Below are 21,810 nucleotides of genomic sequence, written 5' to 3' on the forward strand. Positions count from 1 at the left end.
TTTCAGCTTCCGGGATTTGGGCCCGGCAAGGAAGGCGCCGATACGACAGGTGATGTCTTCATCACGACAAGCCTAGTCGGACGGCGCGCCTCACTGTTGGGCATGCCTTCGTCGTTACTTCAACGTTGTTCGGAAGGATGCTCGGCCATCTCGCGATCCAGTTGCCGGGCCACGGCGCCGGGGGAGCCGGTGCGTCGTGCCAGGAGATCGTAGGCCACGGGGACCACGAACAGCGTGAACAGCGTCGCGCTGGCCAACCCGCAGAGGATCACCGTGCCGAGCACCAGGCGCGTCTCGGCACCGGCGCCGCTGGAGATGATCAGGGGGATTGCGCCGGCCATGGTGGTCACGGCGGTCATCACGATCGGGCGCAGCCGGGTCACGGCGGCCTCGACCAGCGCTTCATGGAAGGCGTGGCCGGCGTCGCGGAGCTGGTTGGCGAACTCGACGATCAGGATGCCGTTCTTGGCCGCCAGGCCCACCAGCATCACCAGTCCCACCTGGCTGTAGGTGTTCAGCGACTGGCCGCTGAGCCCCAGGCCGAGCAGGGCGCCGATCATCGCCAGGGGGACCGTGAACATGATCACCAGCGGATGAACGAAACTCTCGAACTGGCCGGCCAGGACCAGGAAGACCACCACGACCCCGAGGACGAGCAGGAAGGTGGTGGCACTGCTGGCTTCCTTGTAGTCCCGGGCATCGCCCTTGACGTCGGTCTGCACTTCGGCAGGCAGGATGTCGTCGGCCGTGGTTTCCAGATAGTCGAGCGCCTCGCCCATGGAATAGCCGTCGGCGAGGTTGGCCTGGATGGTCACCGCACGCAGCCGGTTGTAGCGATTCAGGGTGCTGGGGCCGGCGAAGTCGGTGAGGGTGACCATGCTGGAGAGTGGCACCAGTTCTCCCGAGCGCGACGAGCGCACCATGATGCTGTCCAGCGAGCGGGGGCTGGGCCGGGAGCCGCGCTCGGCCTCGAGGATGACGTCGTACTCCTGACCGTCGTCGACGTAGCGCGTCACGGTGCGTCCGCCGAGCAGGGTTTCCAGAGTGCTGCCGATTTCGCTGACGGTGACGCCGAGATCGGCCGCCCGGGTGTAGTCGATGTCGACCCTGAGCTGCGGCTGGTTCTCCTCGTAGTCGCTATCCAGGTTGAGCAGCCGGGGATTGTCCTGGCGGATGTGCTCGATCAGGGTATCGCGCCACTCGGCGAGTTGATCATAGGTGCCGCCGCCGAGCACGAACTGCATCGACTGGTCCATGCTGCCGCCGCCGCCGAAGCCCTGGGGCATCACCGGGAAGGCCTGGACCCCGGGCAGGTCGGCGAGGCGTGCGCGGATCTCGTTCATGATCGGCCAGGCGGCGCGCCGACTGCCCCAGTCGCTGAGGTTGACGATCACGAAGCCGCCATTGAAGTTCTCGATGGCGCCCCAGCCGCGAGGCGCACGCACCAGGATCCGCTCGATCTCGCCACGCTCGCGCAGCGGCAGCAGGCGTGCCTCGATCTCGTCCATGTAGTCGAGCATGTAATCGTAGGTAGCGCCGGGAGGGCCGTTGATCAGCACGAAGAAGGTGCCGCGATCCTCCTGGGGGGTGTATTCCCGGGGCAGTTGGGCGTTGAGCCAGACCATGGCGCCGATCAAGGCGAAAAACAGCGCCATGACCGGCCAACGCCAGCGCAGCACGCGCTCGAGCATGCGCCGATAGGCGGCGCGGCTGGCGTCCAGGGCACGGTGCACGCCGTGGGCGATGCGTCCTTCGTGCATGTCGCGCTTGAGGATCTTGGACGCCATCATCGGCGTCAGGGTCAGCGCCAGCAGGGTGGAGATGGAGACGGCAGCGGCCAGGGTCAGGGCGAATTCCGAGAACAGCCGACCGATGTCGCCCTGCATGAAACTCAGCGGCACGAACACCGCGATCAGGACCAGGGTGGTGGCGATCACCGCGAAGGCGATCTGACGGCTGCCCCGGTAGGCGGCCACCAGGGCCGTTTCGCCGTATTCCTGCATGCGACGGTGAATGTTCTCCAGCACCACGATGGCGTCGTCGACGATCAGGCCGATGGCCAGCACCAGGGCGAGCAGGGTCAGCAGATTGATGGTGAAGCCCAGAGCCGCCAGGGCGGCGAAGGTACCGATCAGGGCGATGGGCACGGTGACCGCCGGGATCAGGGTGGTGCGCAGGTTGCCGAGGAAGATGAAGATGGCCACCACGACCAGCCCCATGGCGATGAACAGGGTCTGGACGACCTCGAAAATGGCGTTGGAGACGAAGGTGGAAGCGTCATGGTGCAGCTTGAGTTCCATGCCGTCGGGCAGTGTCGGCGCGACACGGGCCAGTTCCTCCTTGACCGACCTGGAAAGGGCCAGAACGTTGGCGGTGGACTGTTTCCTGATGCCCAGGCCGACCATTGGTACGCCATTGCCGCGGAACAGCGAGCGTTCTTCCACGGCGCCGATTTCCACCCGGGCCACGTCGTCCAGGCGCACCAGGTAGCCGTTGTCGTCGCGCGACAGGGCCAGGGCCCGGAAGTCCTCGGGAGTGGCGAAGTCGCGGGGCAAGCGCACCATGAACTGGCGGTCGCGGGATTCCACGGAACCACCGGGCAGTTCGACGTTTTCCTCGCGCAGGCTGTTTGTGACATCGCCTACGGTCAATCCCCGGGCGGCCAGGGCGTCGGCATCGAGCCAGACCCGCATGGCGTATTCGTAGCCGCCGCCGACGATGACCTGAGAAGCGCCTTCCTGCACCGAGAAGCGGTCGGTGAGGTAGCGCTCGGCGTAGTCGGTGAGCTCACCGATGTCATAGTCGCTGCCCGACAGGGCGAGCCAGATCACGATATCGGATCCCGAGTCGGCCTTGCGCACCTCGGGGGAATCGGCCTCGTCGGGCAGATTGTTCCGGGCGCCGGCGATGCGGTCGCGAATGTCATTGGCCGCGGCGTCGATGTCCTTGTCCAGGCTGAATTCCACGTTGATGCTGGAGTTGCCGTCCGAACTGGACGACGAGATCACCTCGATGCCGCTCACGCCGCTGATGCGGTCTTCCAGCACCTGGGTGATCCGGGTCTCCACCACGCTGGCCGAGGCACCGGGATAGTCGGTCCTGATGCTGACCACCGGCGGGTCGATGGAGGGATATTCCTGCAGCGGCAGACGGTCGAGGGCGAGCAGGCCGAAGGCCACGATCAGCGCGGCCAGTACCGTGGCCAGTACCGGTCGCTGGACGGAAACGTCGGACAGGCGCATCAGGCATCTCCCGCGTCGCGGTTGGCCTCGAGCAGCTCGCGTACCGAGGTGTCGTCATCGGCGATACCCAGCAGACGGACCCGGTCGCCGTCATGGGCGCGTTCCACGCCGTGGCTGACGATCAGGTCGCCGGGAGAGAGACCGTCGAGAATCTCCGCCTCGCCGGGGCGACGCTCGCCGACTTTCACCTGGCGGCGCGTCACGCGGTCGTCGTCGCTCGCGTCGATGACCAGCACGTAGTGGCGCTTGCCCTCGGGAATCAGTGCCGCCTCGGGAATCACCAGGGCCTGGCGCTGGCGGCGGGCGATGGTGACTTCCATCAACATGCCGGGGCGCAGCTTGCGTTGCGGGTTGTCGATCAGGGCACGTATCGACACGCTGCGGCTGACCGGGTCGACTCGGGTGCCGAGGGTGGCGATCTCGCCCTGAAAATCGGCTTCAGGGAAGGCGGCACTGGTGGCGGTGAGCGACATGCCCGGTGTCAGGGAGCCGAGTGCGACTTCCGGTACCTGGAAGTCGAGCTTCATGCGATCGATCTTGTCCAGCGTGGCCAGTTCGTCGCCCGGCGAGACCAGGGTGCCGATACTGATGTTGCGGAAACCGACCTCGCCCGAGAAGGGCGCCTTGATCTGGTAGTTGTCGAGCTGGGCCTGCAGCGATTCGACCTCCGCCTGTGCCTGGCGAAGCTGGGCGCGGCTGTCCTCGGCGTCGGCTCGGGTTCCCAGGTTGCGCTGCTGCAACTGGGCGAGGCGGTTCACGGCCGCTTGGCGTTCGTCACGCAGGGCTTCGGCCGCGCGGAGGTTGGCCCGGGCCTCGTCGTCGTCGAGGCGCACCAGCACATCACCGGCGTCGACCCGCTCGCCGCCTTCGAACTCGAGGCTCGCGATGGTCTCGGTCACCTTGGCCGACAGCGTCACGCTTTCATCGGCCTTGAGAGTGCCCAGAGCATCCAGCGGATCGCTCCACTGGGCGAGCTCGGCACGGGCGGCGATCACCGCCGTCGGTTGTTGGGCGGGCGCCGTCTGGGCGAACGAGGGAAAGGCCAGAGTCAGGCCGAGCAACAATAGTGGAAGGCGCCTCTGCCAGGCGGCGGCATGGGAGCTTGCGATCATGGGCGGCTCGTGTGATCCAGCGGGTGATGAGAGCGGGCATCCAGCCCTGCAGCGTCGGACCGTCCTTTGCGTTCGTCGACTGTCCCGACAGTGCCTGTTGTTGCACAGCGTACCCTGAGCGGAAAACGAGAGTGTGGCAAGAATGCACAAGTTCTGATCCGTCATCGGCTGCCTGCTCTGCTAGAATGCGCGGTTTTGCGTTTCCATGGTCAGGATGGGGAGACAGCGTGCATTCTGCGGGAGAGAGTGGCATGACATACGACGTGGTCGTGATCGGTGCGGGCGCCGCGGGCCTGATGTGCGCTCTGACGGCAGGCTACGCGGGGCGCCGGGTGCTGGTGGTGGATCATGCCAACAAGGCCGGCAAGAAGATCCTGATGTCCGGTGGCGGGCGCTGCAACTTCACCAACATGGCGACCACACCGGCGAACTTCTTCTCGCGCAACCCGCACTTCTGCATTTCGGCGCTCAAGCGTTATCGCCCCGAACATTTCGTGGAGCTGGTCGAGCGGCACGGCGTCGAGCACGTGGAAAAGGCACCGGGACAGCTGTTCTGCGCCGGCTCGGCGAAGGAGCTGCTCGATGTGCTGCTCACCGAGTGCGAATGGGCCGGTGTCGAACTGCGTCTCAAGACCTCGGTGCATGCCGTGGAGCGTCTGGGTGACGGCATGCGGCTGTCGACCAGCCTGGGACGCATCGACGCCGGGGCGGTGGTGGTGGCGACCGGCGGCCTGTCGATTCCGACCATGGGCGCCACCGGGTTCGGCTATGACATCGCGCGCCAGTTCGGTCTGGAGGTCACCGAGACGCGGGCCGCCCTGGTGCCCTTCACGCTGACGTCGCACTGGAAGGAGCGCGCCGCCGCGCTGGCCGGCCTCAGTCATGAGGTGGTGGTGCGGTGCAATGGCGGCGAATACCGCGAGCCCATGCTGTTTACCCATCGTGGCGTGTCGGGGCCCGCCATGCTGCAGATTTCCAGCTACTGGCAGGCCGGCGACGCCTTGACCATCGACCTGCTGCCCGACACCGACGCCTTCGATGCTCTGGTGGCCGCGCGCCGGGAAACGCCCAAGCGTCGACTCTCCACCTGGCTGGCTGAGCGCCTGCCACGGCGTCTCGCCCAGGCGCTGGTGGAATGGCATGGCGGGGATGCGCCCCTGGCCGAATGCTCCAATGCCGCCTTGACGGCCTGGGCCGGCCACCTCAACGACTGGCATCTGAAGCCCGCCGGTACCGAGGGATGGCGGACCGCCGAGGTGACCCTGGGCGGCATCGATACCCGAGACCTGTCGTCCAAGACCTTCGAGGTCCAGGGGCTGCCGCAGTTGCGCTTCATCGGCGAGGTGCTCGATGTCACCGGCGAACTCGGTGGCTACAACTTCCAGTGGGCCTGGGCCTCCGGCGTGGCCTGCGGGCAGGCGGTATGACGCGGTGATGGCCGCCGTGCCATTCGCCCGCCGTTTCCCCTTGTGACTGATCTCCTTTCGGCGATTCGTCGACTTCTATACTGGGAGCGTGATGACGAAAGGAGGCGGTCATGGCAAAGCCTTTGCAACAACGACGTCTGGGGCGCGTGGTCGGCGAGGTCGGCCTGGACCTGTTGGAGGACGCGCGCCGTGCCAGGCCGCGCATCATGGACCCGGCGGATGCCGAAGGACTGCATGATTTCCGGGTGGCGCTGCGTCGCCTGCGAGCCTGGTTGCAGGCCTATCGGGGTCAGCCCGGCATCGATTTCCCCAAGCCCTTGAGGAGCGACCTGCGCGACCTGGCGCGGGCAACCAACCGGGCACGGGATGGCGAGGTAATGCTCGCCTGGCTGGTTCAGGCACTGCCCGGCCTGCCTGCCGCCGAGCGCGGTGCGGGCGAGTGGTGGCGGCAGCGGCTCGAACATGAGGTCGCGGAGGCCTATACGGCGGCTGACCAGGCGATCGAGACGCATTTTTCCGAGCTGGAGGCTCGCCTGAGGACGCGGCTTGGCAACCTGCGTACCCGCAAGAAGGCGCGAGCGCCGAATTTCGGTGAAGCGAGTGCGCAGGCATTGTCGAGGCTGAGCGAGTGTCTGGTGGCGGAAGTCGAGGCGGTGGGGAGCGTGGATGAAGCCGAGTCCCTGCACCGGCCGCGCATCACCGGCAAGCGGATTCGCTATCTATTGCGCCCCTGGTGCGATACGTCGCCGGACTGCCGGCGTGCGGAAAAGGCCATGAAGGATTTCCAGGATGCCTTCGGGGTACTGCACGACGACCTGGTGCGGGAAGCGGCGATTCGCGCCATGGCGCTCGAGCAGGCGACCGGGGAACTCGAGGAGAGGCTTGCCGATGCCGCCCGCGGGGAGAAGCCACGGGCCTCGGCACCGCGGCACCTGCGCGGTTTCATGGGCTTGCTTGGCGAGAACCGGCAACGCCTGCTGACGCATTACGAAGTGGCCACGGGCACCGGGGTGGCAGGTGGCATCGCGGAGCTGTCGGCGCATCTGGAGGCGGCCTGCGCGGTCATGCGCGATTCACCCTAGGCGCTGATCCAATTCATGCCACAGGGCCTGGTAGTTCCGGGCGGCAACGCTGCGCGGCGCGAAGGCGTGAACCGGCGCGCGCTCGAGGCCCATGCGTTCGACCACGCTGGCCGAAGGAATCACCGTAGAGAGCATCAGCGGCCATTGTGCCTGCATGGTGTCGATCACTTCGCAGTGAAGCTTGCGTCGTCGATCGGCCAGGGTGATGAAGGGCCAGAAGGTGCAGTCCTGATCCCGGTCGTCGAGAAAGTCACGCAGCTGTTCCAGGGTGCGCAGCGAGAGGGTGGTCGGCACCACCGGCACCAGCAGGGCGTCGACGCTCGAGAAGATGTTCTCCGAGAGATGCGAGAGGCTCGGCGGGCAGTCGAGGATCACCAGGTCGTAGTCGTCGCGTACCGGCTTGAGGATCTGGCGCAGGTGGCTGTTGCCGCGCTTGGCCAGCAGACGGTCCATTTCCCGCGAGGCCAGGGCTGCCGGCAGCAGGTCGATGTTTTCCATCTGGGTGGCACGGATCACCTTGTCGAACGACGCCTTGCCCTTGACCAGCTTCTCGACACCGCCGCGAACCTTGGGCTTGGTGCGCAGGTAGAAGCTGGTGGCGGCCTGGGGATCGAGGTCCCAGAGCAGCACGCGGTAGCCGGCTCGGGCGGCCTGGGCCGCCAGGTTCACGGCCGAGGCAGTCTTGCCGACGCCTCCCTTGATGCTGTAGAGCGCCAGCATGCGCATGTGTGATCGGCTCCCTGTTTGTCGTTTGTTGACACAGGATCATAACAGGACTGACACATGGGTATGTTACGAGGCGATGATAGGTGCCGTCGTCTTTGTCCGGCGCCGCTGGTATGAGTCAGCCGGACGGGGGCGGTCAGCGGCGACCGGGCAGCAGTTTCCTGGCGCGTTTCAGGGCCAGCGCGCCGAACACCAGGTGCCGCCCGAATTTCAGCGCCTTGCCGGGGCGTCGCAGCAACGGCCACAACATGAAGCCTCCCAGTGTCAGCGCTGGTGTGCGATAGTGTCGTATCAGCCGCCAACCGTGTTCCAGCGGCGCGCTGGCGTCCTGCCAGCGTTCCGCCGCCAGCAGGATGTCCACGCGCTGCTGTTCGATGGTGGACTCGAGCGATGTCTTGCGCTCACGGCGAGTCGGCTCATTGTTGCGCGTCACGTTGCGACTCCACCAGTTCGCGGTCCAGGGCCAGGTGTTTCAGGGTACTGGCCAGCAGAGTGGGGCGCCGTGCCAGATGCATGACCCAGGCCGCCAGTCCCGCGCCACCGAACAGCAGGACACCGGCGCTGATGGCGATTGCGGTCAGGCGGTGGCTGTCCCAGAAGGCGACGATGACCAGGGCGGTCAAGGTGCCCAGGCCGAGCAGCAGCAGTACCAGGCTGAGTCCGGCCAGCATCAGCAGCGTGACCAGCCGGGCGCGTTCCTCCTCGAGCTCGAGAACGGCGAGACGCAGGCGCGTCTCGCCGGTGGCCAGCAGGCTGCCCAGCAGGCGCTTTCCAGCGTCGAACAGACGCTGTGCCGGTCCTTGGCTATCCGCCATCAGCGCCGCCCGAGCAACATTCCGACGACAACGCCGACCGCGGCACCGATACCGATGCTGGTCCAGGGGTTGTCATGGACGTAACGGTCGCAGGCATCGGCCTGGCGCGTCACGCTGTCGCGGGCTTCGTGATAGGCACGTTCGCCTCGGGCCTCGAGACGGGCCCGGGTGTCCTTGAGGCGCTTCTCGGCCCGTTCGCGCAGTTCCTTGACGTTGTTGCGCGAGTCGTCGGCGGTGGCATTCACCAGTTCCTCGACGGTCTGTGACAGGTTATGCAGGTCTTCCTTGAGCTGCTGGGAAGCGTCGCGGCTGTGTGGAGTATGGTCGGTCATCGAGTCTTCCTCTGACGGTACATGACAAGGCCAGCATAGCAGTCGCCGTTAGCGGCGCAAGCATTATGCGCCGTCTTCAGCGCTCGAACTCGCCCGAGGAAAACAGGGGGTTCAGGCTGAAGCCGACGCCGAGTCGGTGCACGCTGCGGTCATAGTCGATCAGGCTGTCCCCGTAGCCGTGGTAGTACAGCACATGGCCGCGAATCTTGCCGAACAATGGCCAGGAATAATCGAACTGGGCGCCCATGTGGCCGCTGTCCGGATTGCCACGCCACATCAGGCTGGCTTCGTGGTCGTCGAACAGCCGCCGGGCCACTGTGACATCGCCATAGCCTACGAAGCGTTCGATGTCGGGATTGTCGTCATCGCCTTCGGACTCCGGGATGCGCCAGAAGGGGGCCAGCGAGACGGCCCAGGTGTCGTTGACGAAGGTGCTGGTCAGGATGAGGCGATTCCAGCTGCGTGACATGTCGCCGGAGCGTCCGTTGGACTGGTGGTTGAGCGAGATCCGGTTGTGGATGTTGGTCCAGCCGGCGATCGTCCAGTCATTGTCGAAGTCGGCGAAGATCTCGGGCTCATAGTTGGTCTCGCGGAATGGCGAGGAGGCATCCGTGTTGTAGGCTTGCCACCAGCTACGCTGGGTATAGCCGAAGTAGAGATCGCCATTGGCGGGCAACTGGTCATCGATGAGCTCGAACTTGGCGCTGAACTGAAATTGCATCTCCATGCGATCGGCGCTGGCTTCGTCCTGGCCACTGCTGAGGGTACGATCGCTGGGTCGGGCGGTATAGCTCAGCGGCAGCAGGTAGTTGCGTCGATGGGTGGTGATGGCGAAGGGGTTCCGTTCGGACTCCCGCTCGAGCATGCGCCGCTCGGCCACCGACTCTTCCAGTTCCGGTTCCTGGTGATCTCCGGCAGGCATGTCGGTGCCATGGGCAGAAGGGCTGTCGTCGCGCAGGCGACCGCGCAACTGCCGCAGTTCCGTCTGTAACGACTGAATGCGTGATTCGATGGATTCCCGTTCGGCGTCGCTCAATGACTCGGCCGCCGCCGTCTGGTGAACCAGGCCAATCATCAACACGGGGAGAAAGAGTCGTGAGGGCTTCATGCGCCGCCTGCATTGCCGAGGTATAGGACGCCGTTTCTACCATGCCGGTCAGGCAAGTCAACTGTGGCGGCGTGGCGACGCCGGCAATTGCCTTGTCGGCGATATGCATCGAGAATCACAAGAATTTCCGTGGTGTCACCGACGATGAGGTGTTCGTGAACGTAGTGTCGCGCCGTGTCGGCATGAAAGTATTGCACATTGTTTGCCTATTGGTAGCCCTGCTTGGCTCGACGGCCTGGGCGGTCGAGCCGCCGACGCGAGAGGCGATCGAGCAACGGCTGGAAGAACTGCGCCCCGCCGATGGGAAAGAGCCCGATGCGGCCGCCCAGGAGAAGATCGATACCTTGCAGGCGGCACTCGAGGATCTGGCGGCCAAGGAAGCCGCCAAGGCCCGGCTCGAGGATCTGGAGTCGCGTGTCGAGAAGGCGCCGGCCGAACTCAGGGAATTGCAGCAGGCCTTGTCGGAGAATCAGGACGACACGCCGGCGGCCTCCCTGGAAGCGTTGGAGTCGCTGGATCTGGAAACGCTGGAGATTCGGCTGAAGGAGGCGTCCGCGGCGTTGCGCCGGGATCAGGACCGTCTGTCTCAGATAGAGACACGCTTGCTGGGCACCCAGACCTTGCCGGAGCGTGCCCAGCAGGGCATTTCCGACGCGACCCAGGCGGTGGAGGAGAGCCGTCGCACGCTGGAGGACCTGGCGGCGCGCGATGTCGACGAGAGCGATCCCCGCCATATGCGTGCTCGCACCCAGCGGGCCCTGGCCGAGCAACGTCTGGCCTTGTATCAGCGTGAGCTGGCGACCAACTCGCGGTTGCGGGAACTGGCGCAGCAGCGGCGGGATCTGCTCGAGCGTCGTGTCACCACCCAGGAAGCCAAGGTATTGACCCTGCAGCGATTGGTCGATCAGCGACGTCGGGAGCGCTCTGAACAGGCCATCGCCGAGGCCGTGCAGGATGAGCCTGATGACGTGGCGAGCCATCCCCTGGTGAACGAAGCCCAGAAAGCCAATCGGGAAATGAGCCTGGAGTTGCTGCGCGTCACCAGTCGGGCCAACGAGCTGGTACGCCAGGGGCTCGAAGTACGTCGTCAGCTCGACCAGGTACGTCAACTGCAGAGAGGCATGGATGAGCATGTGGAAGCCATCCGTGGCAGTACCTTGCTGTCCCGGATCCTGCGTGAGCTGCGTCAGGCCTTGCCCAAGGTCGAGGTTCGGGGAGGACTGAAGGACGAGATCGCCGATTGGCGCTTGCGTCAGTTCGAACTGGATCGGCAGCGCGAGACGCTCAAGGATGCCGAAGCACTGGCACGCAAACGCATGGAGAGCGCGGCGGGCGAAGAGGTGTCGTCGGCCCTGGTCGATCCGTTGGCGCAGCTGTTTCGTGCGCGTCGAGACCTGCTGGATCAGCTCGAGCCAACCTATGGCGAGATGCTCAGCACGGCCATCGAACTGCAACTGCACCAGCAGCAACTGCTGACGACCAGCCGGTCGCTGCGCGACACCATCGACAAGCAGTTGTTCTGGGTGGCCAATGCGCGTCCTCTGGATCTCGCCTGGTTGCTCAAGCTGCCGGATCACCTGCGGACCGAGTGGCGGGAGGGCGAGTGGCGCCACGCCTTGCCGAATCATTGGACGATGCCGGATAGCGGGGCGCTGCTGGGCGTGCCTCTGCTGCTGGCGGCGGCGGGGCTGTTGCTGCTCAGGCGGACCCTCGAGCGTCGTCTGCTGAAACTGCATGATGAGATCGGTCATCTGCGCCGCGACAGCCAGGCCCACACGCCCAAGGCGATCTTGTTCAATGCCCTGCTGGCGATGCCCATGCCGTTGATCCTGGCGGGTATCGGCCTGGCGCTGTTGTTCGGCGGGCAGGGGGTGGCTCGGGATATCGGCTGGTCGCTGGCGCAGATTGCCCTGGCCTGGGCAGTCGTGGCATGGGCGCGTCGCCTGCTGACTGCCGATGGCGTCGCCGTACGCCAGTTCTACTGGCCACCGGCCTATGTCGCGGTACTGAAACGCTGGCTGTTCTGGCTGCTTGCGTCGATGATTCCGGTATTGCTGGTCGCTCCCCCGGCGCGTGATGCCGGCATCAACCTCAATTATCGGCCTCTGGCCATGACCGTGCTGCTGGCGGGATTTCTCGGGATGAGTCTTGCGCTGACCAAGCTGATCATGGCGCATACGCCCTTTTTCGGCGTGAAGTTCTTTCGTCTGGTGCTGGGCCTGGCGATGGCGGCGGTACCGCTGTTGCTGGGCGGGCTGGTGGTTTCCGGCTATGCCTACACGGCCCTGAGCCTGGTCAGTCGGTTCATGATCACCCTTTATGTGCTGGGCGTGTGGATACTCGTCGAGGCGGCCGTGGTGCGGGGGCTGGCCGTGGCCGCGCGTCGCTTGGCCTATCGTCGTGCCCTGGCGCGCCGGCGTGCACTGCAGGAGCATGAAGGCGAGAGTGGGCTCGATGTCGTCGAAGAGCCTCCGCTGGACATGCAGCAGGTCAATCAGCAGTCGTTGCGCCTGGCCAAGCTGGCCTTGTTGATCGGCTTTCTGGTGGTGCTCTACCTGGTATGGGCCGATCTCCTCACGGTCCTGGGCTACCTGGAACAGGTCATGCTGCTGGGCGGCGATGGCGAGCAAGGGGCCGACCTGGTGGGTGGCGCGGTTTCCGTGGCCGATGCCATCGTGGCCCTGCTGGTCGTCGCGATGACCCTGATGCTGGCGCGCAACCTGCCCGGACTGCTCGAGGTGATGGTGCTGTCGCGCCTGGAGCTCAAGCAGGGCAGTGCCTACGCCATCAGTTCCCTGTTGTCCTACACCATCGTCGGTACCGGCGTGGTGATGGCGCTGGGTACGCTCGGCGTCTCCTGGAGCAAGCTGCAGTGGCTGGTGGCGGCCCTGGGTGTCGGGCTGGGCTTCGGCTTGCAGGAGATATTCGCCAACTTCATTTCCGGTCTGATCATTCTCTTCGAGCGCCCAGTGCGTATCGGCGACACCATCACCCTTGGCAACCTCACCGGCACGGTCAGTCGGATTCGCATTCGCGCCACCACAGTCACCGACTTCGACCGCAAGGAGATCATCATCCCCAACAAGACCTTCGTCACCGATCAGCTCATCAACTGGTCGCTGTCGGACAACATCACAAGGGTGATTCTGACCTACGGAGTGGAGCTTGGCTCCGATCATCGCCTGGTGCAGCGACTATTGCAGCAGGCCGCCGACGAGAATGGTCGGGTGCTGCGCGACCCGGCGCCGGAAACCTTCTTCATGCGATACAGCGCCAATGCCATGGAGTTCGAACTGCGCATCTTCGTCAACAGCCTCGGTGACCGCCTGTATGCCACCGATGAGCTCAACGGCCGTGTCGGTGAGCTGTTGGCCGAACATGACCTGGATATCGCGTTCAACCAGATGGATGTCTGGTTGCACCGTAGCGATGGGGCGCGCACCAAGCTGCAATCCCGGTCGTTCACGTCGCCATCAGGCAGCGATGAGCCACGCCATCCGCCCCCCGGTGCGGCGGGAGACCCTGGTGACGTCGACGGTGGCGGTGATGGCGGGGGACGCTAGGCGTTTGACGGCGGAGCCCTGTGGCTTGCCAGACCTGCGTATCGACCTCTCCGGGAGGGGTCGATAATCGTCAGGTAGAACGGTGGGAATGCAATAAGTGCAATAAAAAGACAGTGCCCATGAAACATGGGCACTGTCTTATGACTGTCCTGCTCCAGTATCAGGGCAGCTCGGGGAGGCCGCCGGGCAGCGATGTACCCAGGCCCAGTGAGTCTGCAATCAGCGCCGGAGTCAGGGCAATGCCCGTCCAGGCACTGGCCACGAGCTTGCCAGCACCTGCACCGAGTAGCTCTCCACCCTCTTGAAAGTCGTTATAGGCTTGATCATAGCTAACACCGCCAGAGACGATATCGATCTCATCGAGACTCATGGTGCGAATGGTCGAATCAGACATGTGACCTCCTTGTGTACTGCTGTAAAAATTGTGCTGTTGCAGCAGTCATCCCGCCGAACAGCACCAACATATCTAGGTTATTCAAATGAAAAGCGTCAAGCCCCGGTCTGATGGGAAGGCCAAGGGCCGGTGCGGGTGCCACGTTTTTGTAGCGCAAATGTTAAGGCGTAAAGCTTGGTATGATCCATTCATGACGCTCGATATCGCCATGATTCAGAGTGAGGGAAGGCGATAACTTGAATAGTGTTACGAAGTGTTGGTTTTTTGTTATATGTGATGTCCGATCATTCGGTGATCAATGATTGATGGAAAATCATGATAGTGAAATAACGAGAGTGAATAATGCAGGCCAGGTGCAGGAAGTGATAATGTCTGATCTCCAGAAAATTCAGGATGGTCCTTGCTTCCAGGGAAGCAGCATGGCAAGGCGAAAGGATGGTGAGGAAGTAAGTAATGAGGTTGCGATATAAAGTCGCTGGCAGGGACATGGTGGTGCCATGAATGGACGGATGTGTCTGTGCTGGCTAACCCCTTGTTAAGTGAGCATCGTTTCTGCAAGAGTGGGGGAGGTAACCTTTCGTCTCTGGACAGGAAGCCTCCTGTCCGAGCATGCAGAAAGCAACGATGGAGCAGCATGAATGGGTAAGGGAGTACCTGCTGCATGAGTGATAATTCGTCCTTGTTTCGGAAGGAGTCATTCGAGGCACGTCGGATGACGTGGCTGGGACGTCCCACCGTATTACAGAATATTCCAACAAAAATCCTGGCCGTGACATCCCTCATTATCGTTGTCGCGATCATTGTTTTTCTGGTGTTCGGAAATTATACCCGGCGCGTAGCCGTATCCGGGGTCATGTTACCGACCGAAGGGCTGACCCGGGTTTCTGCGCCGAGCTATGGTTGGGTAACACGTCAGCATGTGAAGAAGGGAGAGGATGTCGAAAGAGGGGATGTTCTTTATGAGATAAACCTCGATAGCACAACGGCTCTGGGTGATACACAGGAAGTTGTCAATCAGTTGCTGAGAGATCAAAAGAAAGAAATAAAGTCCGAGATACAGCGACACGAAGAGCTGGCTGCCAGGGAAAAGGAAGCCTTGAAACATCAGCGAGATAATCTTGTTGGAGAAATCGAGCAGATTGAAGAGCAGATACAGGTGTCAGAGAAGTTCTCGGATACCTTGCATGGCTACGCCATGGAACAGAAGAAATACATGGATAAGGGGCTGACTCCTTCTCAGGCCTTCGAGAGTCGCTTACAGGCTTATATGGAGCGACGTGAGACGCTAGAACGGCTTAAGGGGCAGCGCGTCAGGCTGAAGTCCGAACTGGAAAATGTTCGTGATGAGTTATCCTCCTTCGACTTGAGTTCCGCCTCCGAAGTCGGAAAGCTGCGTCGCCAGCTCATTGATATTGAAAAGCAGATTGCGGAAGGTGAATCGCGACAGTCCATTCGTGTGACTGCACCACGAGACGGTGTCGTCGAATCGATTTCCACTCAGGCAGGGCAGACGGTTTCCACAGGAACTCCGCTTCTAACGATCTTGCCGGATGACGCTCAGCTCAAGGCGCAAATGCTAGTTCCGAATAGCGATATCGGCTTCTTGCACGAGGGCGATGAGGTGTTGCTGCGCTATTCTGCTTTTCCTTATCAGAAGTTTGGTCAGTATCCCGGGACGGTATCCCGAATATCGCGGGCTCCCCTGAAACAAGATGAAATCAAAATGCTTGTGGATAATGGTGCTTCTGCTCCTTCCTCGACAGCCGTATATCGTATCACCGTGAAGCCAGACTCTCCCTTTGCCATCACTTATGGCGATCGGGTCCCCTTGCAAGCCGGCATGCAGGCGGAAGCCCACATCATGGTGGAGACGCGTCCCATCTATCAGTGGATATTTGAGCCACTTTATGGACTTGCAGAAGTTTTAGATGCTGAGGGAGAGGCACAATGAACCTTTCAGAACTGCCAAAACGTCTGTTGGGTGGTATAAGGCGAGGGACGCCTGTCATCATTCAATCCGAGGCAGCGGAGTGTGGTCTTGCCTGTATGGCGATGATTGCCAGTCACCATGGGCATGCTCTCGATCTTCCCGCGATGCGTCATCGCTTCTCCACCTCATTGAAGGGAATGGCATTAAGGGACCTTCTTAAAGTAGGGGGAGATCTCAAGTTATCGACGAGAGCCGTTCGCTTGGAGCTTTCCGATCTCGGGAAGTTGCAATTGCCATGTGTGCTTCACTGGAATCACAATCACTTCGTCGTTCTCACGCGCGTTGGCACGAACAGCGTCACCATTCATGATCCGGCTACCGGAAGTCGAAAGCTTCCATTTTCGGAAGTTTCTAAGCGCTTTACCGGCGTCGCTCTTGAGGCATGGCCAAACGAGCTCTTCACGAAGAAGAATGAGCGTGAACGTATTCATGTCACGGAAATGATCAAGCGGACGTCCGGTATCGGTCGGGCCGCGCTGCAGATCATTGCAATATCCGTTCTCCTGGAAATCGTGACCATTGCCATGCCGATCGGCTTTCAAATGGTGATCGACCAGGTGATTGTGGCACAGGACTATGACCTGCTTACGTTGATAACGATTGCCTTTGTGCTGTTGTTGATACTCCAGGTGTTGGCCAGTTTTGTTCGATCATGGTCTTCGATGCTGATTGGTTCGAGTCTGGTCCTGCAATGGAAGGCTGGGCTTTTCGATCACCTGATGCGCTTGTCGCTCAGCTACTTCGAGAAGCGCCATGTGGGTGATATCGTATCACGTTTCGGTTCGCTTGATTCCATTCAAAAGACGCTAACCACCAGTGCCATAATGGCTCTTCTGGATGGTGTCATGTCCATCGCCCTGATTGTCATGCTATGGCTGTATGGAGGCTGGTTGGCCAGCGTCCCCCTCATAGCCGTCCTGCTTTATACCATTATCAGGCTTTGTCTTTATCATCCGTACAGGAACTTGTCGGAAGAAGCCATTGTATATGCTGCGCAGGAGAATACTCATTTCATGGAAAGTCTGCGTGGGATGGCGAGTCTAAAGGTTCTCAATCTTGAGGAGCGGCGCCGTTCCGTCTGGATCAACTATCTGGTTGATCGGGTCAATGCCAATCTTCAGGTCGAGAAGTTTGATATTGTCTTTCAGAATGCCAGTCGTTTTCTGTTTGGTGTCGATCGGATCATTATTATATATTTTGGCGCACGTGCCATTATGGGGGACGCGCTCTCGGTGGGTATGCTGATCGCCTTTCTGTCATACAAGGATCAGTTTACCAATCGCATGGATAATTTCGTCTCCACCATGATAAAGCTGCGGATGCTGTCTCTACATGGAGAGCGTGTTGCCGATATTGCCTTGATAGAACCCGAGAAGAGTGACTTGTCTTCTGGCTCCACGGAGAGCGAGAGGGAGGAAGAAGGGGCTGGAAGCATCGATGTGAAGAATGTCAGCTTTCGGTATGCCGATAGTGAAGAGAATGTTCTGAAAGATGTCAGCTTTTCCATTGATGCTCAGGAATGTGTCGGTATCTCTGGACCTTCGGGCTCCGGTAAGACCACATTGCTGAAAATCCTTTCCGGCTTGATGCTGCCCAGTGAAGGTCATGTCTGCATTGACGGCAAGGAGCTTTCCTCCATCGGGGCGGCGGCTTATCGGGACCGGGTTGGCTGCGTATTGCAGGATGATCGCCTTTTTGCCGGCTCGGTTGCTGAAAATATCAGTGGTTTCGACCCGGATCCTGACACCCGTCGCATTCATCAGTGTGCGATGTTGGCTGCCATTCACGATGAGATCGCGAAGATGCCGATGGGATACGAGACCTTTGTGGGAGACATGGGGAGTACCTTGTCAGGCGGGCAGATGCAGCGAATCATCCTGGCCAGGGCATTGTATCGGCGGCCCAAGGTTCTGTTGCTGGACGAGGCAACCAGTCATCTGGATCCCGAGAATGAAGCCGCGATCAATGCGGCGATACAGAAGTTGTCCATCACCCGGGTCGTGATCGCGCATCGTCCATCGACACTGGCCATGACCGACCGGGTGATAGACATGCAGGCGTTGCAGGGAGGAGCGTGACCGGTGGCACTCATCGTCGCCGGGCGTAGAGCAGAAACTCATGGTTGCCGTCGCCGCCGCGGATCGGGCTTTCGCACCAGTGGTGAATCTCGAAGCCGGTAGTCGCACAGGCGGCGCGCAGTTTCGCTTCCACATCGGCGTAGCGGTGTGCCTCGGTAACCAGCCCCTGGGCATTGACTCCCTCGGGTCCGACCTCGAACTGTGGCTTGACCAGCGACAGCAGCTCGCTTCCCGTGGTCAGGATGGCCGCCAGCTCCGGCAGGATCAGGGTCTGGGAGATGAAGGCCACGTCCATGACGGCGATATTCACCGGATGCGAGCGCAGCGCTGCCCGCAGTCGGGGATCCTCGCGCATGGCGCGGGCATTCAGGCCTTCCAGGCAGAGGACGCGTGGATCCTCGCGCAGGCGGTCATCCAACTGGTCGCGTCCCACCTCCACGCCGATCACATGATGAGCGCCGTGGCGCAGCGCGCAGTCGGTGAAGCCGCCTGTGGATTGCCCCACGTCGAGAACGCCCCTGCCGTGCAGATCGAGCGACAGCGTTTCCAGCAGGGCTTCGAGCTTGAGACCGGCCCGGGAGGCATATCGCTCTTCGGGGTCGTCGTCGACTATCAGCTCCACCGTCTCGGCGAGTTTCTCGCCAGGGCGCGTCAGTACCTTGCCGTCGTCGGCACGACGTACCCGGCCATGGCGAATCAGCCGCTGGGCGCGAGTCCGTGAGCGGGCCAGACCCTGGCCGAGCAGGAGTTGATCGAGACGTGGCATGGTGCATCGGTTCCGGCAGCGGTCGAGCCGGCATTATGACACAATGGACTGGTTAGTCGGATAACGATGAGGCCGAATGTGAATCGAGCCACCGTGCTGGCGCTCGCTCGGGCCCTGGCCGTGGGCGCCGTGGGTGGTGCGCTGCTGCAACTGACCGGCTTGCCGCTGGCCTGGATGCTGGGGCCGCTGCTGGCGAATCTGCTGGTATCGATGCGCGGCGTCGATGTGCGTGTGCCCGAGGGATTCCGGGCCTGGATGCTCGGCGTGATGGGGCTGGTACTGGGCAGTCGGGTGACGCCGCAGCTGGCCGCGCGGATTCTGGACTGGCCCTTGTCGGTGGCGCTGCTGCTCGCCGGGGTCATGGCGTCCACCGCCGTGGCGGCCGCCTGGTATCGCCGGCGTGGCTTCGATGCGGTCAGCGCCTGGTTCTCCGCTGCCCCCGGCGCGATGTCAGCGATGATCCTGACCGGCGAAAGGTGCGGTGGTGACCCGCGCCGTATCGCCGTGACTCAGTCACTGCGCGTGGTGTTGGTGATATTGCTGTTGCCGCCTTTGTTCTGGGCGCTGGAAGATGTCGATCCGGTTGCCGATGCGGCAACCCCCTCGCTCGAGGATCCCTGGTTGTTGCTGTTGTTACCGGTGCTGCTTCCGTTGGGCAGGTGGTTGCGGCTGCCGACACCGGCATTGCTGGCCCCCTTGCTCGTCGCTGCGCTGATGTCGGGGTTGGACTGGGCCAGACTGTCGTTACCGCCCCTGGGCATGAACCTGATGCTGCTGGTGATGGGCAGCGCCTTCGGCGCGCGTTTTCGTGGATTGTCCGGCGCTAGGCTCAAGCGCTATTTCGTCGATGGGCTGGTGGCGGCATTGCTGGCGCTGCTGGTGCTGTCGCTGTTTGCCGAGGCAATCCATCAACTGGTTGGCGTGCCTCGGGATGTGGCCCTGTTGGCGCTGGCGCCGGGAGGAATCGGCGAACTGGCGATCCTGGCCGTAGCGCTGGATCTCGATCCGATCTACGTGGCCTTTCATCACCTGGTGCGCATGGTGGCCTTGATGTTCCTGGCTCCCTTCTGGGCGCGTCGCCTGCAGCGACGCGCCGACATGCCCGAACGTCATGAATGAGGCGTGTTGCCCTCGGTGGCCTGCAGGCCGGCCGGAGGCAGGCGGTCGGCCCCCCAGCTGCGCTCGATGTAGCCGATGACACGGTCGAGCTCCGACTGGGGCACCTGGGCCAGTTCGCCACGCTCCAGCGGGTCGTGGTGGAAGATGTAGAGGCGGGAGGCGAACTGATCGAAGGGCAGCGAGGCCTCGCCGAAGCGTTCGCCGCGACCGGCGGTGCTGACCTTGACGTCATCGCCCCAGTCCTGGCCGCTGTCGTTGTTGGGGTTGTAGAAATAGACGCGGGTGGTGCCTTCGGGATCGAGCCCGGCGCGCAGGATGGTGATGGCATGCCAGCCGATGAAGCGGGCGGCGCTGTCGGTCACGGCGATACCCGCCGGCTGGGGGTGTATCAACGGCTGGTTGCCGTTGTAGTCGGGGTGGTAGCTGGCATAGAAGTGGCGCAGGAAGGTGTCCAGCTCGTTCAACTGGCCGCTGGCCACATCGACGTTGATGCGAAAGCCGCGTCCCGACCACCAGCCATGGAATTCGGGATTGACCCAGCGATGCGGGTCGCCTTCCCGGCCGATGCAGCGTCGGCCCATTTCGGCGTAGATGCGGTCCAGGTGGGGCACCACGATCAGCGAGACCGGATCGAGGTCCATGGGCAATTCGCTGGCCACGCCGGAGAGGCTCGCCATGGACGAGATGGGCTGGCCCTCGAAGTGCATGATGATCTCGTCGTCCCGGGCCGCCCAGGCCACCATCTGCAGTAGATAGTCAGGATCGTTGTAGGCCCACATCGACAGGGCTCGGGCCGACTGGCAGGTCGGGTTGTTGCCCTGGCCGACCCCGAGCGGCTGCCCCAGCATGCAGAGTACGCCTTCCAGCAGTCTGGCGCTCGGCGAGACGGCCTCGCCGTAGGCCAGGTTGAGGCGCGCCCTGGACCATTCCGAAAGCGGCAGGCCGAGCTGGCGCCACATGGCCGGTGCCACCGGCGGTTGATAGAGAATGCCGCGCTCGAGCATCAGTGCCAGGCCATAGGCCGCCTGGGCCGTTTCCGGCAGGATGGCATCGCGAATCAGGGTGCGCACCAGTTCCTGATAGCACAGCAGGCAGTCGCGCCCCGTGGCGGAGAGCCCCAAGGCTTCGGCGAGCAGGTGGTCGCCGTGATCGGTGAGGTGCTGAAGCAGCACGGCATGATAGGGCGACACCAGCCCCGTATCGTGCATGGCCCGTGCAAAGCCGGTGGCCTCCGCCTGAAGGGCGGTGGTATCCATGCTTGCCAGGCGCTCGCGATAGATATCGACGCCGGGATCCTCGCGACAGGCCTGGGTGGGGCCGAACAGCGAGCTGACGAGGCGGTCGGCGCCCTGGCCACTGGCGCCCAGGTCGATGGAGGGATCGGCCTGGCAGATGGCGATCTGGGTGATCATGCGCTTGACCGGCTCGACCTGGATCGGTCGCTGGTTGAGGATGCGCCAGATCTCTTCGATCAGCCTGTCGATGATGTGCTCGTAGCCGATGCGCGTCGCCAGGTGCTGGAACAGCTGGCGAGGCAGGTTGGCCAGTCGTCCCTGGGTGGCGCGTTCCGCCTCGGTGGGGGCACCGAACAGCAGCGAGAGGTTCAAGGCCATGACCTGGGTCAGGTAATGGTGCGCCTGCTCCGCGGAGATCAGCGCATGGCGTGTTTCACCTCTGGCCACGGGCAGCAGGCGCAACTCGCTCAGGGCCTCGACAACGACGGTATTCGGGTCGGGGCTCTGCAATGCCTGAACGGTCAGCGAGGGCAGCAGAAACTGGGGCGTGGCCCAGTCGGAACCCTGAAAGAGGCCCGCTTGTTCCATCTCCATCGCGCGCGACTCGACCGCCGCGCACCCGCCTTCCTGAAGCATCGCCCGGCGAGCCGTGTCCAGTACCTGGGGGAGCTTGCCGGGTTTGGCGAAGTCCGGGGCCTCGGCCAACTGACCGATGGCGGCATCCAGCTTGGTCAGCAGGGCGGCGAGCTTGCCATCGTCATTGGGCGGCTCGCCGTTGTGAGGGTGGTTCGATTGCGTCGTCACGCGGACTCCCGATCATC

General features: G+C 62.7%; 16 protein-coding genes. 6 read left to right on the plus strand and 10 right to left on the minus strand.

The window, feature by feature from the left end; genetic code table 11:
* Positions 1-119 precede the first annotated feature (119 nt).
* Both HELO_RS05610 and HELO_RS05615 read right to left on the minus strand, forming a co-directional pair.
* A complete protein-coding gene (locus tag HELO_RS05610) occupies positions 120-3,242 on the minus strand; it encodes an efflux RND transporter permease subunit (RefSeq protein ID WP_013331792.1) in 3,123 nt (1,040 codons plus the stop codon).
* Complete coding sequence (locus HELO_RS05615; protein ID WP_041601936.1) at positions 3,242-4,354, minus strand: efflux RND transporter periplasmic adaptor subunit; 1,113 nt, start codon at positions 4,352-4,354, stop codon at positions 3,242-3,244. Before HELO_RS05615 ends, HELO_RS05610 begins: the two co-directional genes overlap by 1 nt.
* 251 nt (positions 4,355-4,605) lie before the next feature.
* Between HELO_RS05615 and HELO_RS05620 the strand changes: the two genes are divergently transcribed.
* Positions 4,606-5,781 carry a BaiN/RdsA family NAD(P)/FAD-dependent oxidoreductase gene (locus tag HELO_RS05620; RefSeq protein ID WP_013331794.1) on the plus strand — a complete coding sequence of 392 codons (1,176 nt, stop codon included), beginning with the start codon at positions 4,606-4,608 and terminating at the stop codon, positions 5,779-5,781.
* Between the two features lie 110 nt (positions 5,782-5,891).
* Positions 5,892-6,863, plus strand: coding sequence for a CHAD domain-containing protein (locus tag HELO_RS05625; RefSeq protein ID WP_013331795.1), 972 nt, complete (start codon positions 5,892-5,894; stop codon positions 6,861-6,863).
* Here HELO_RS05625 and HELO_RS05630 read toward each other — a convergent pair.
* The 5 genes from HELO_RS05630 to HELO_RS05650 all read right to left on the minus strand — a co-directional run bounded on the left by HELO_RS05630 (position 6,855) and on the right by HELO_RS05650 (position 9,844).
* A complete protein-coding gene (locus HELO_RS05630; RefSeq protein ID WP_013331796.1) occupies positions 6,855-7,589 on the minus strand; it encodes a ParA family protein in 735 nt (244 codons plus the stop codon). The genes HELO_RS05625 and HELO_RS05630 overlap by 9 nt on opposite strands.
* A gap of 136 nt (positions 7,590-7,725) precedes the next feature.
* Positions 7,726-8,022, minus strand: a complete 297-nt coding sequence (locus tag HELO_RS05635; RefSeq protein ID WP_013331797.1) for a YqjK-like family protein — start codon at positions 8,020-8,022, stop codon at positions 7,726-7,728.
* On the minus strand, positions 8,006-8,404 hold the full coding sequence (locus HELO_RS05640; RefSeq protein ID WP_013331798.1) for a phage holin family protein: 399 nt from the start codon (positions 8,402-8,404) through the stop codon (positions 8,006-8,008). The genes HELO_RS05635 and HELO_RS05640 overlap by 17 nt, the downstream gene beginning before the upstream one ends.
* Positions 8,404-8,736, minus strand: coding sequence for a DUF883 family protein (locus HELO_RS05645; RefSeq protein WP_013331799.1), 333 nt, complete (start codon positions 8,734-8,736; stop codon positions 8,404-8,406). Before HELO_RS05645 ends, HELO_RS05640 begins: the two co-directional genes overlap by 1 nt.
* A 76-nt stretch (positions 8,737-8,812) precedes the next feature.
* Positions 8,813-9,844, minus strand: a complete 1,032-nt coding sequence (locus HELO_RS05650) for a phospholipase A (protein ID WP_013331800.1) — start codon at positions 9,842-9,844, stop codon at positions 8,813-8,815.
* Between the two features lie 41 nt (positions 9,845-9,885).
* Here HELO_RS05650 and mscK point away from each other — a divergent pair, with 41 nt between their 5' ends.
* Complete coding sequence (gene mscK, locus HELO_RS05655) at positions 9,886-13,407, plus strand: mechanosensitive channel MscK (protein ID WP_013331801.1); 3,522 nt, start codon at positions 9,886-9,888, stop codon at positions 13,405-13,407.
* Positions 13,408-13,567: 160 nt separating this feature from the next.
* Here the strand turns inward: mscK and HELO_RS05660 are convergent, their stop codons facing one another.
* The gene (locus HELO_RS05660; protein ID WP_041601937.1) at positions 13,568-13,801 is read right to left on the minus strand and encodes a hypothetical protein; all 234 of its coding nucleotides are present in this window, start codon (positions 13,799-13,801) and stop codon (positions 13,568-13,570) included.
* Positions 13,802-14,462: 661 nt separating this feature from the next.
* Between HELO_RS05660 and HELO_RS05665 the strand changes: the two genes are divergently transcribed.
* Together HELO_RS05665 and HELO_RS05670 are read left to right on the plus strand one after the other, a co-directional pair.
* Positions 14,463-15,752 (plus strand): HlyD family secretion protein, encoded by a 1,290-nt coding sequence (locus tag HELO_RS05665; protein ID WP_013331802.1) that lies wholly within the window; start codon positions 14,463-14,465, stop codon positions 15,750-15,752.
* Positions 15,749-17,869 (plus strand): peptidase domain-containing ABC transporter, encoded by a 2,121-nt coding sequence (locus HELO_RS05670; protein WP_013331803.1) that lies wholly within the window; start codon positions 15,749-15,751, stop codon positions 17,867-17,869. The genes HELO_RS05665 and HELO_RS05670 overlap by 4 nt, the downstream gene beginning before the upstream one ends.
* A 10-nt stretch (positions 17,870-17,879) precedes the next feature.
* Here HELO_RS05670 and HELO_RS05675 read toward each other — a convergent pair whose 3' ends face one another.
* A complete protein-coding gene (locus HELO_RS05675) occupies positions 17,880-18,635 on the minus strand; it encodes a TlyA family RNA methyltransferase (RefSeq protein WP_013331804.1) in 756 nt (251 codons plus the stop codon).
* A 66-nt stretch (positions 18,636-18,701) separates the two neighbouring features.
* On the opposite strand from HELO_RS05675, the gene HELO_RS05680 reads away from it, so the two are divergent.
* Positions 18,702-19,754, plus strand: a complete 1,053-nt coding sequence (locus HELO_RS05680; RefSeq protein ID WP_013331805.1) for an AbrB family transcriptional regulator — start codon at positions 18,702-18,704, stop codon at positions 19,752-19,754.
* Here HELO_RS05680 and HELO_RS05685 read toward each other — a convergent pair.
* Positions 19,745-21,793 carry a hypothetical protein gene (locus HELO_RS05685; RefSeq protein ID WP_013331806.1) on the minus strand — a complete coding sequence of 683 codons (2,049 nt, stop codon included), beginning with the start codon at positions 21,791-21,793 and terminating at the stop codon, positions 19,745-19,747. The genes HELO_RS05680 and HELO_RS05685 overlap by 10 nt on opposite strands.
* Between the last annotated feature and the right edge of the window lie 17 nt (positions 21,794-21,810).

Source organism: Halomonas elongata DSM 2581 (assembly GCF_000196875.2).
Taxonomy (GTDB): Bacteria; Pseudomonadota; Gammaproteobacteria; order Pseudomonadales; family Halomonadaceae; genus Halomonas; species Halomonas elongata.

Bases quoted from the DNA above. Each gene is read 5' to 3' on its own strand.
- HELO_RS05675 (WP_013331804.1), bottom strand. From the start codon at position 18,635: ATGCCACGTCTCGATCAACTCCTGCTCGGCCAGGGTCTGGCCCGCTCA.
- HELO_RS05670 (WP_013331803.1), top strand. From the start codon at position 15,749: ATGAACCTTTCAGAACTGCCAAAACGTCTGTTGGGTGGTATAAGGCGA.
- HELO_RS05645 (WP_013331799.1), bottom strand. From the start codon at position 8,736: ATGACCGACCATACTCCACACAGCCGCGACGCTTCCCAGCAGCTCAAG.
- HELO_RS05625 (WP_013331795.1), top strand. From the start codon at position 5,892: ATGGCAAAGCCTTTGCAACAACGACGTCTGGGGCGCGTGGTCGGCGAG.
- HELO_RS05680 (WP_013331805.1), top strand. From the start codon at position 18,702: ATGAGGCCGAATGTGAATCGAGCCACCGTGCTGGCGCTCGCTCGGGCC.
- HELO_RS05660 (WP_041601937.1), bottom strand. From the start codon at position 13,801: ATGTCTGATTCGACCATTCGCACCATGAGTCTCGATGAGATCGATATC.
- HELO_RS05630 (WP_013331796.1), bottom strand. From the start codon at position 7,589: ATGCGCATGCTGGCGCTCTACAGCATCAAGGGAGGCGTCGGCAAGACT.
- HELO_RS05620 (WP_013331794.1), top strand. From the start codon at position 4,606: ATGACATACGACGTGGTCGTGATCGGTGCGGGCGCCGCGGGCCTGATG.
- HELO_RS05615 (WP_041601936.1), bottom strand. From the start codon at position 4,354: ATGATCGCAAGCTCCCATGCCGCCGCCTGGCAGAGGCGCCTTCCACTA.
- HELO_RS05610 (WP_013331792.1), bottom strand. From the start codon at position 3,242: ATGCGCCTGTCCGACGTTTCCGTCCAGCGACCGGTACTGGCCACGGTA.
- HELO_RS05665 (WP_013331802.1), top strand. From the start codon at position 14,463: ATGAGTGATAATTCGTCCTTGTTTCGGAAGGAGTCATTCGAGGCACGT.
- HELO_RS05650 (WP_013331800.1), bottom strand. From the start codon at position 9,844: ATGAAGCCCTCACGACTCTTTCTCCCCGTGTTGATGATTGGCCTGGTT.
- HELO_RS05640 (WP_013331798.1), bottom strand. From the start codon at position 8,404: ATGGCGGATAGCCAAGGACCGGCACAGCGTCTGTTCGACGCTGGAAAG.
- mscK (WP_013331801.1), top strand. From the start codon at position 9,886: ATGCCGGTCAGGCAAGTCAACTGTGGCGGCGTGGCGACGCCGGCAATT.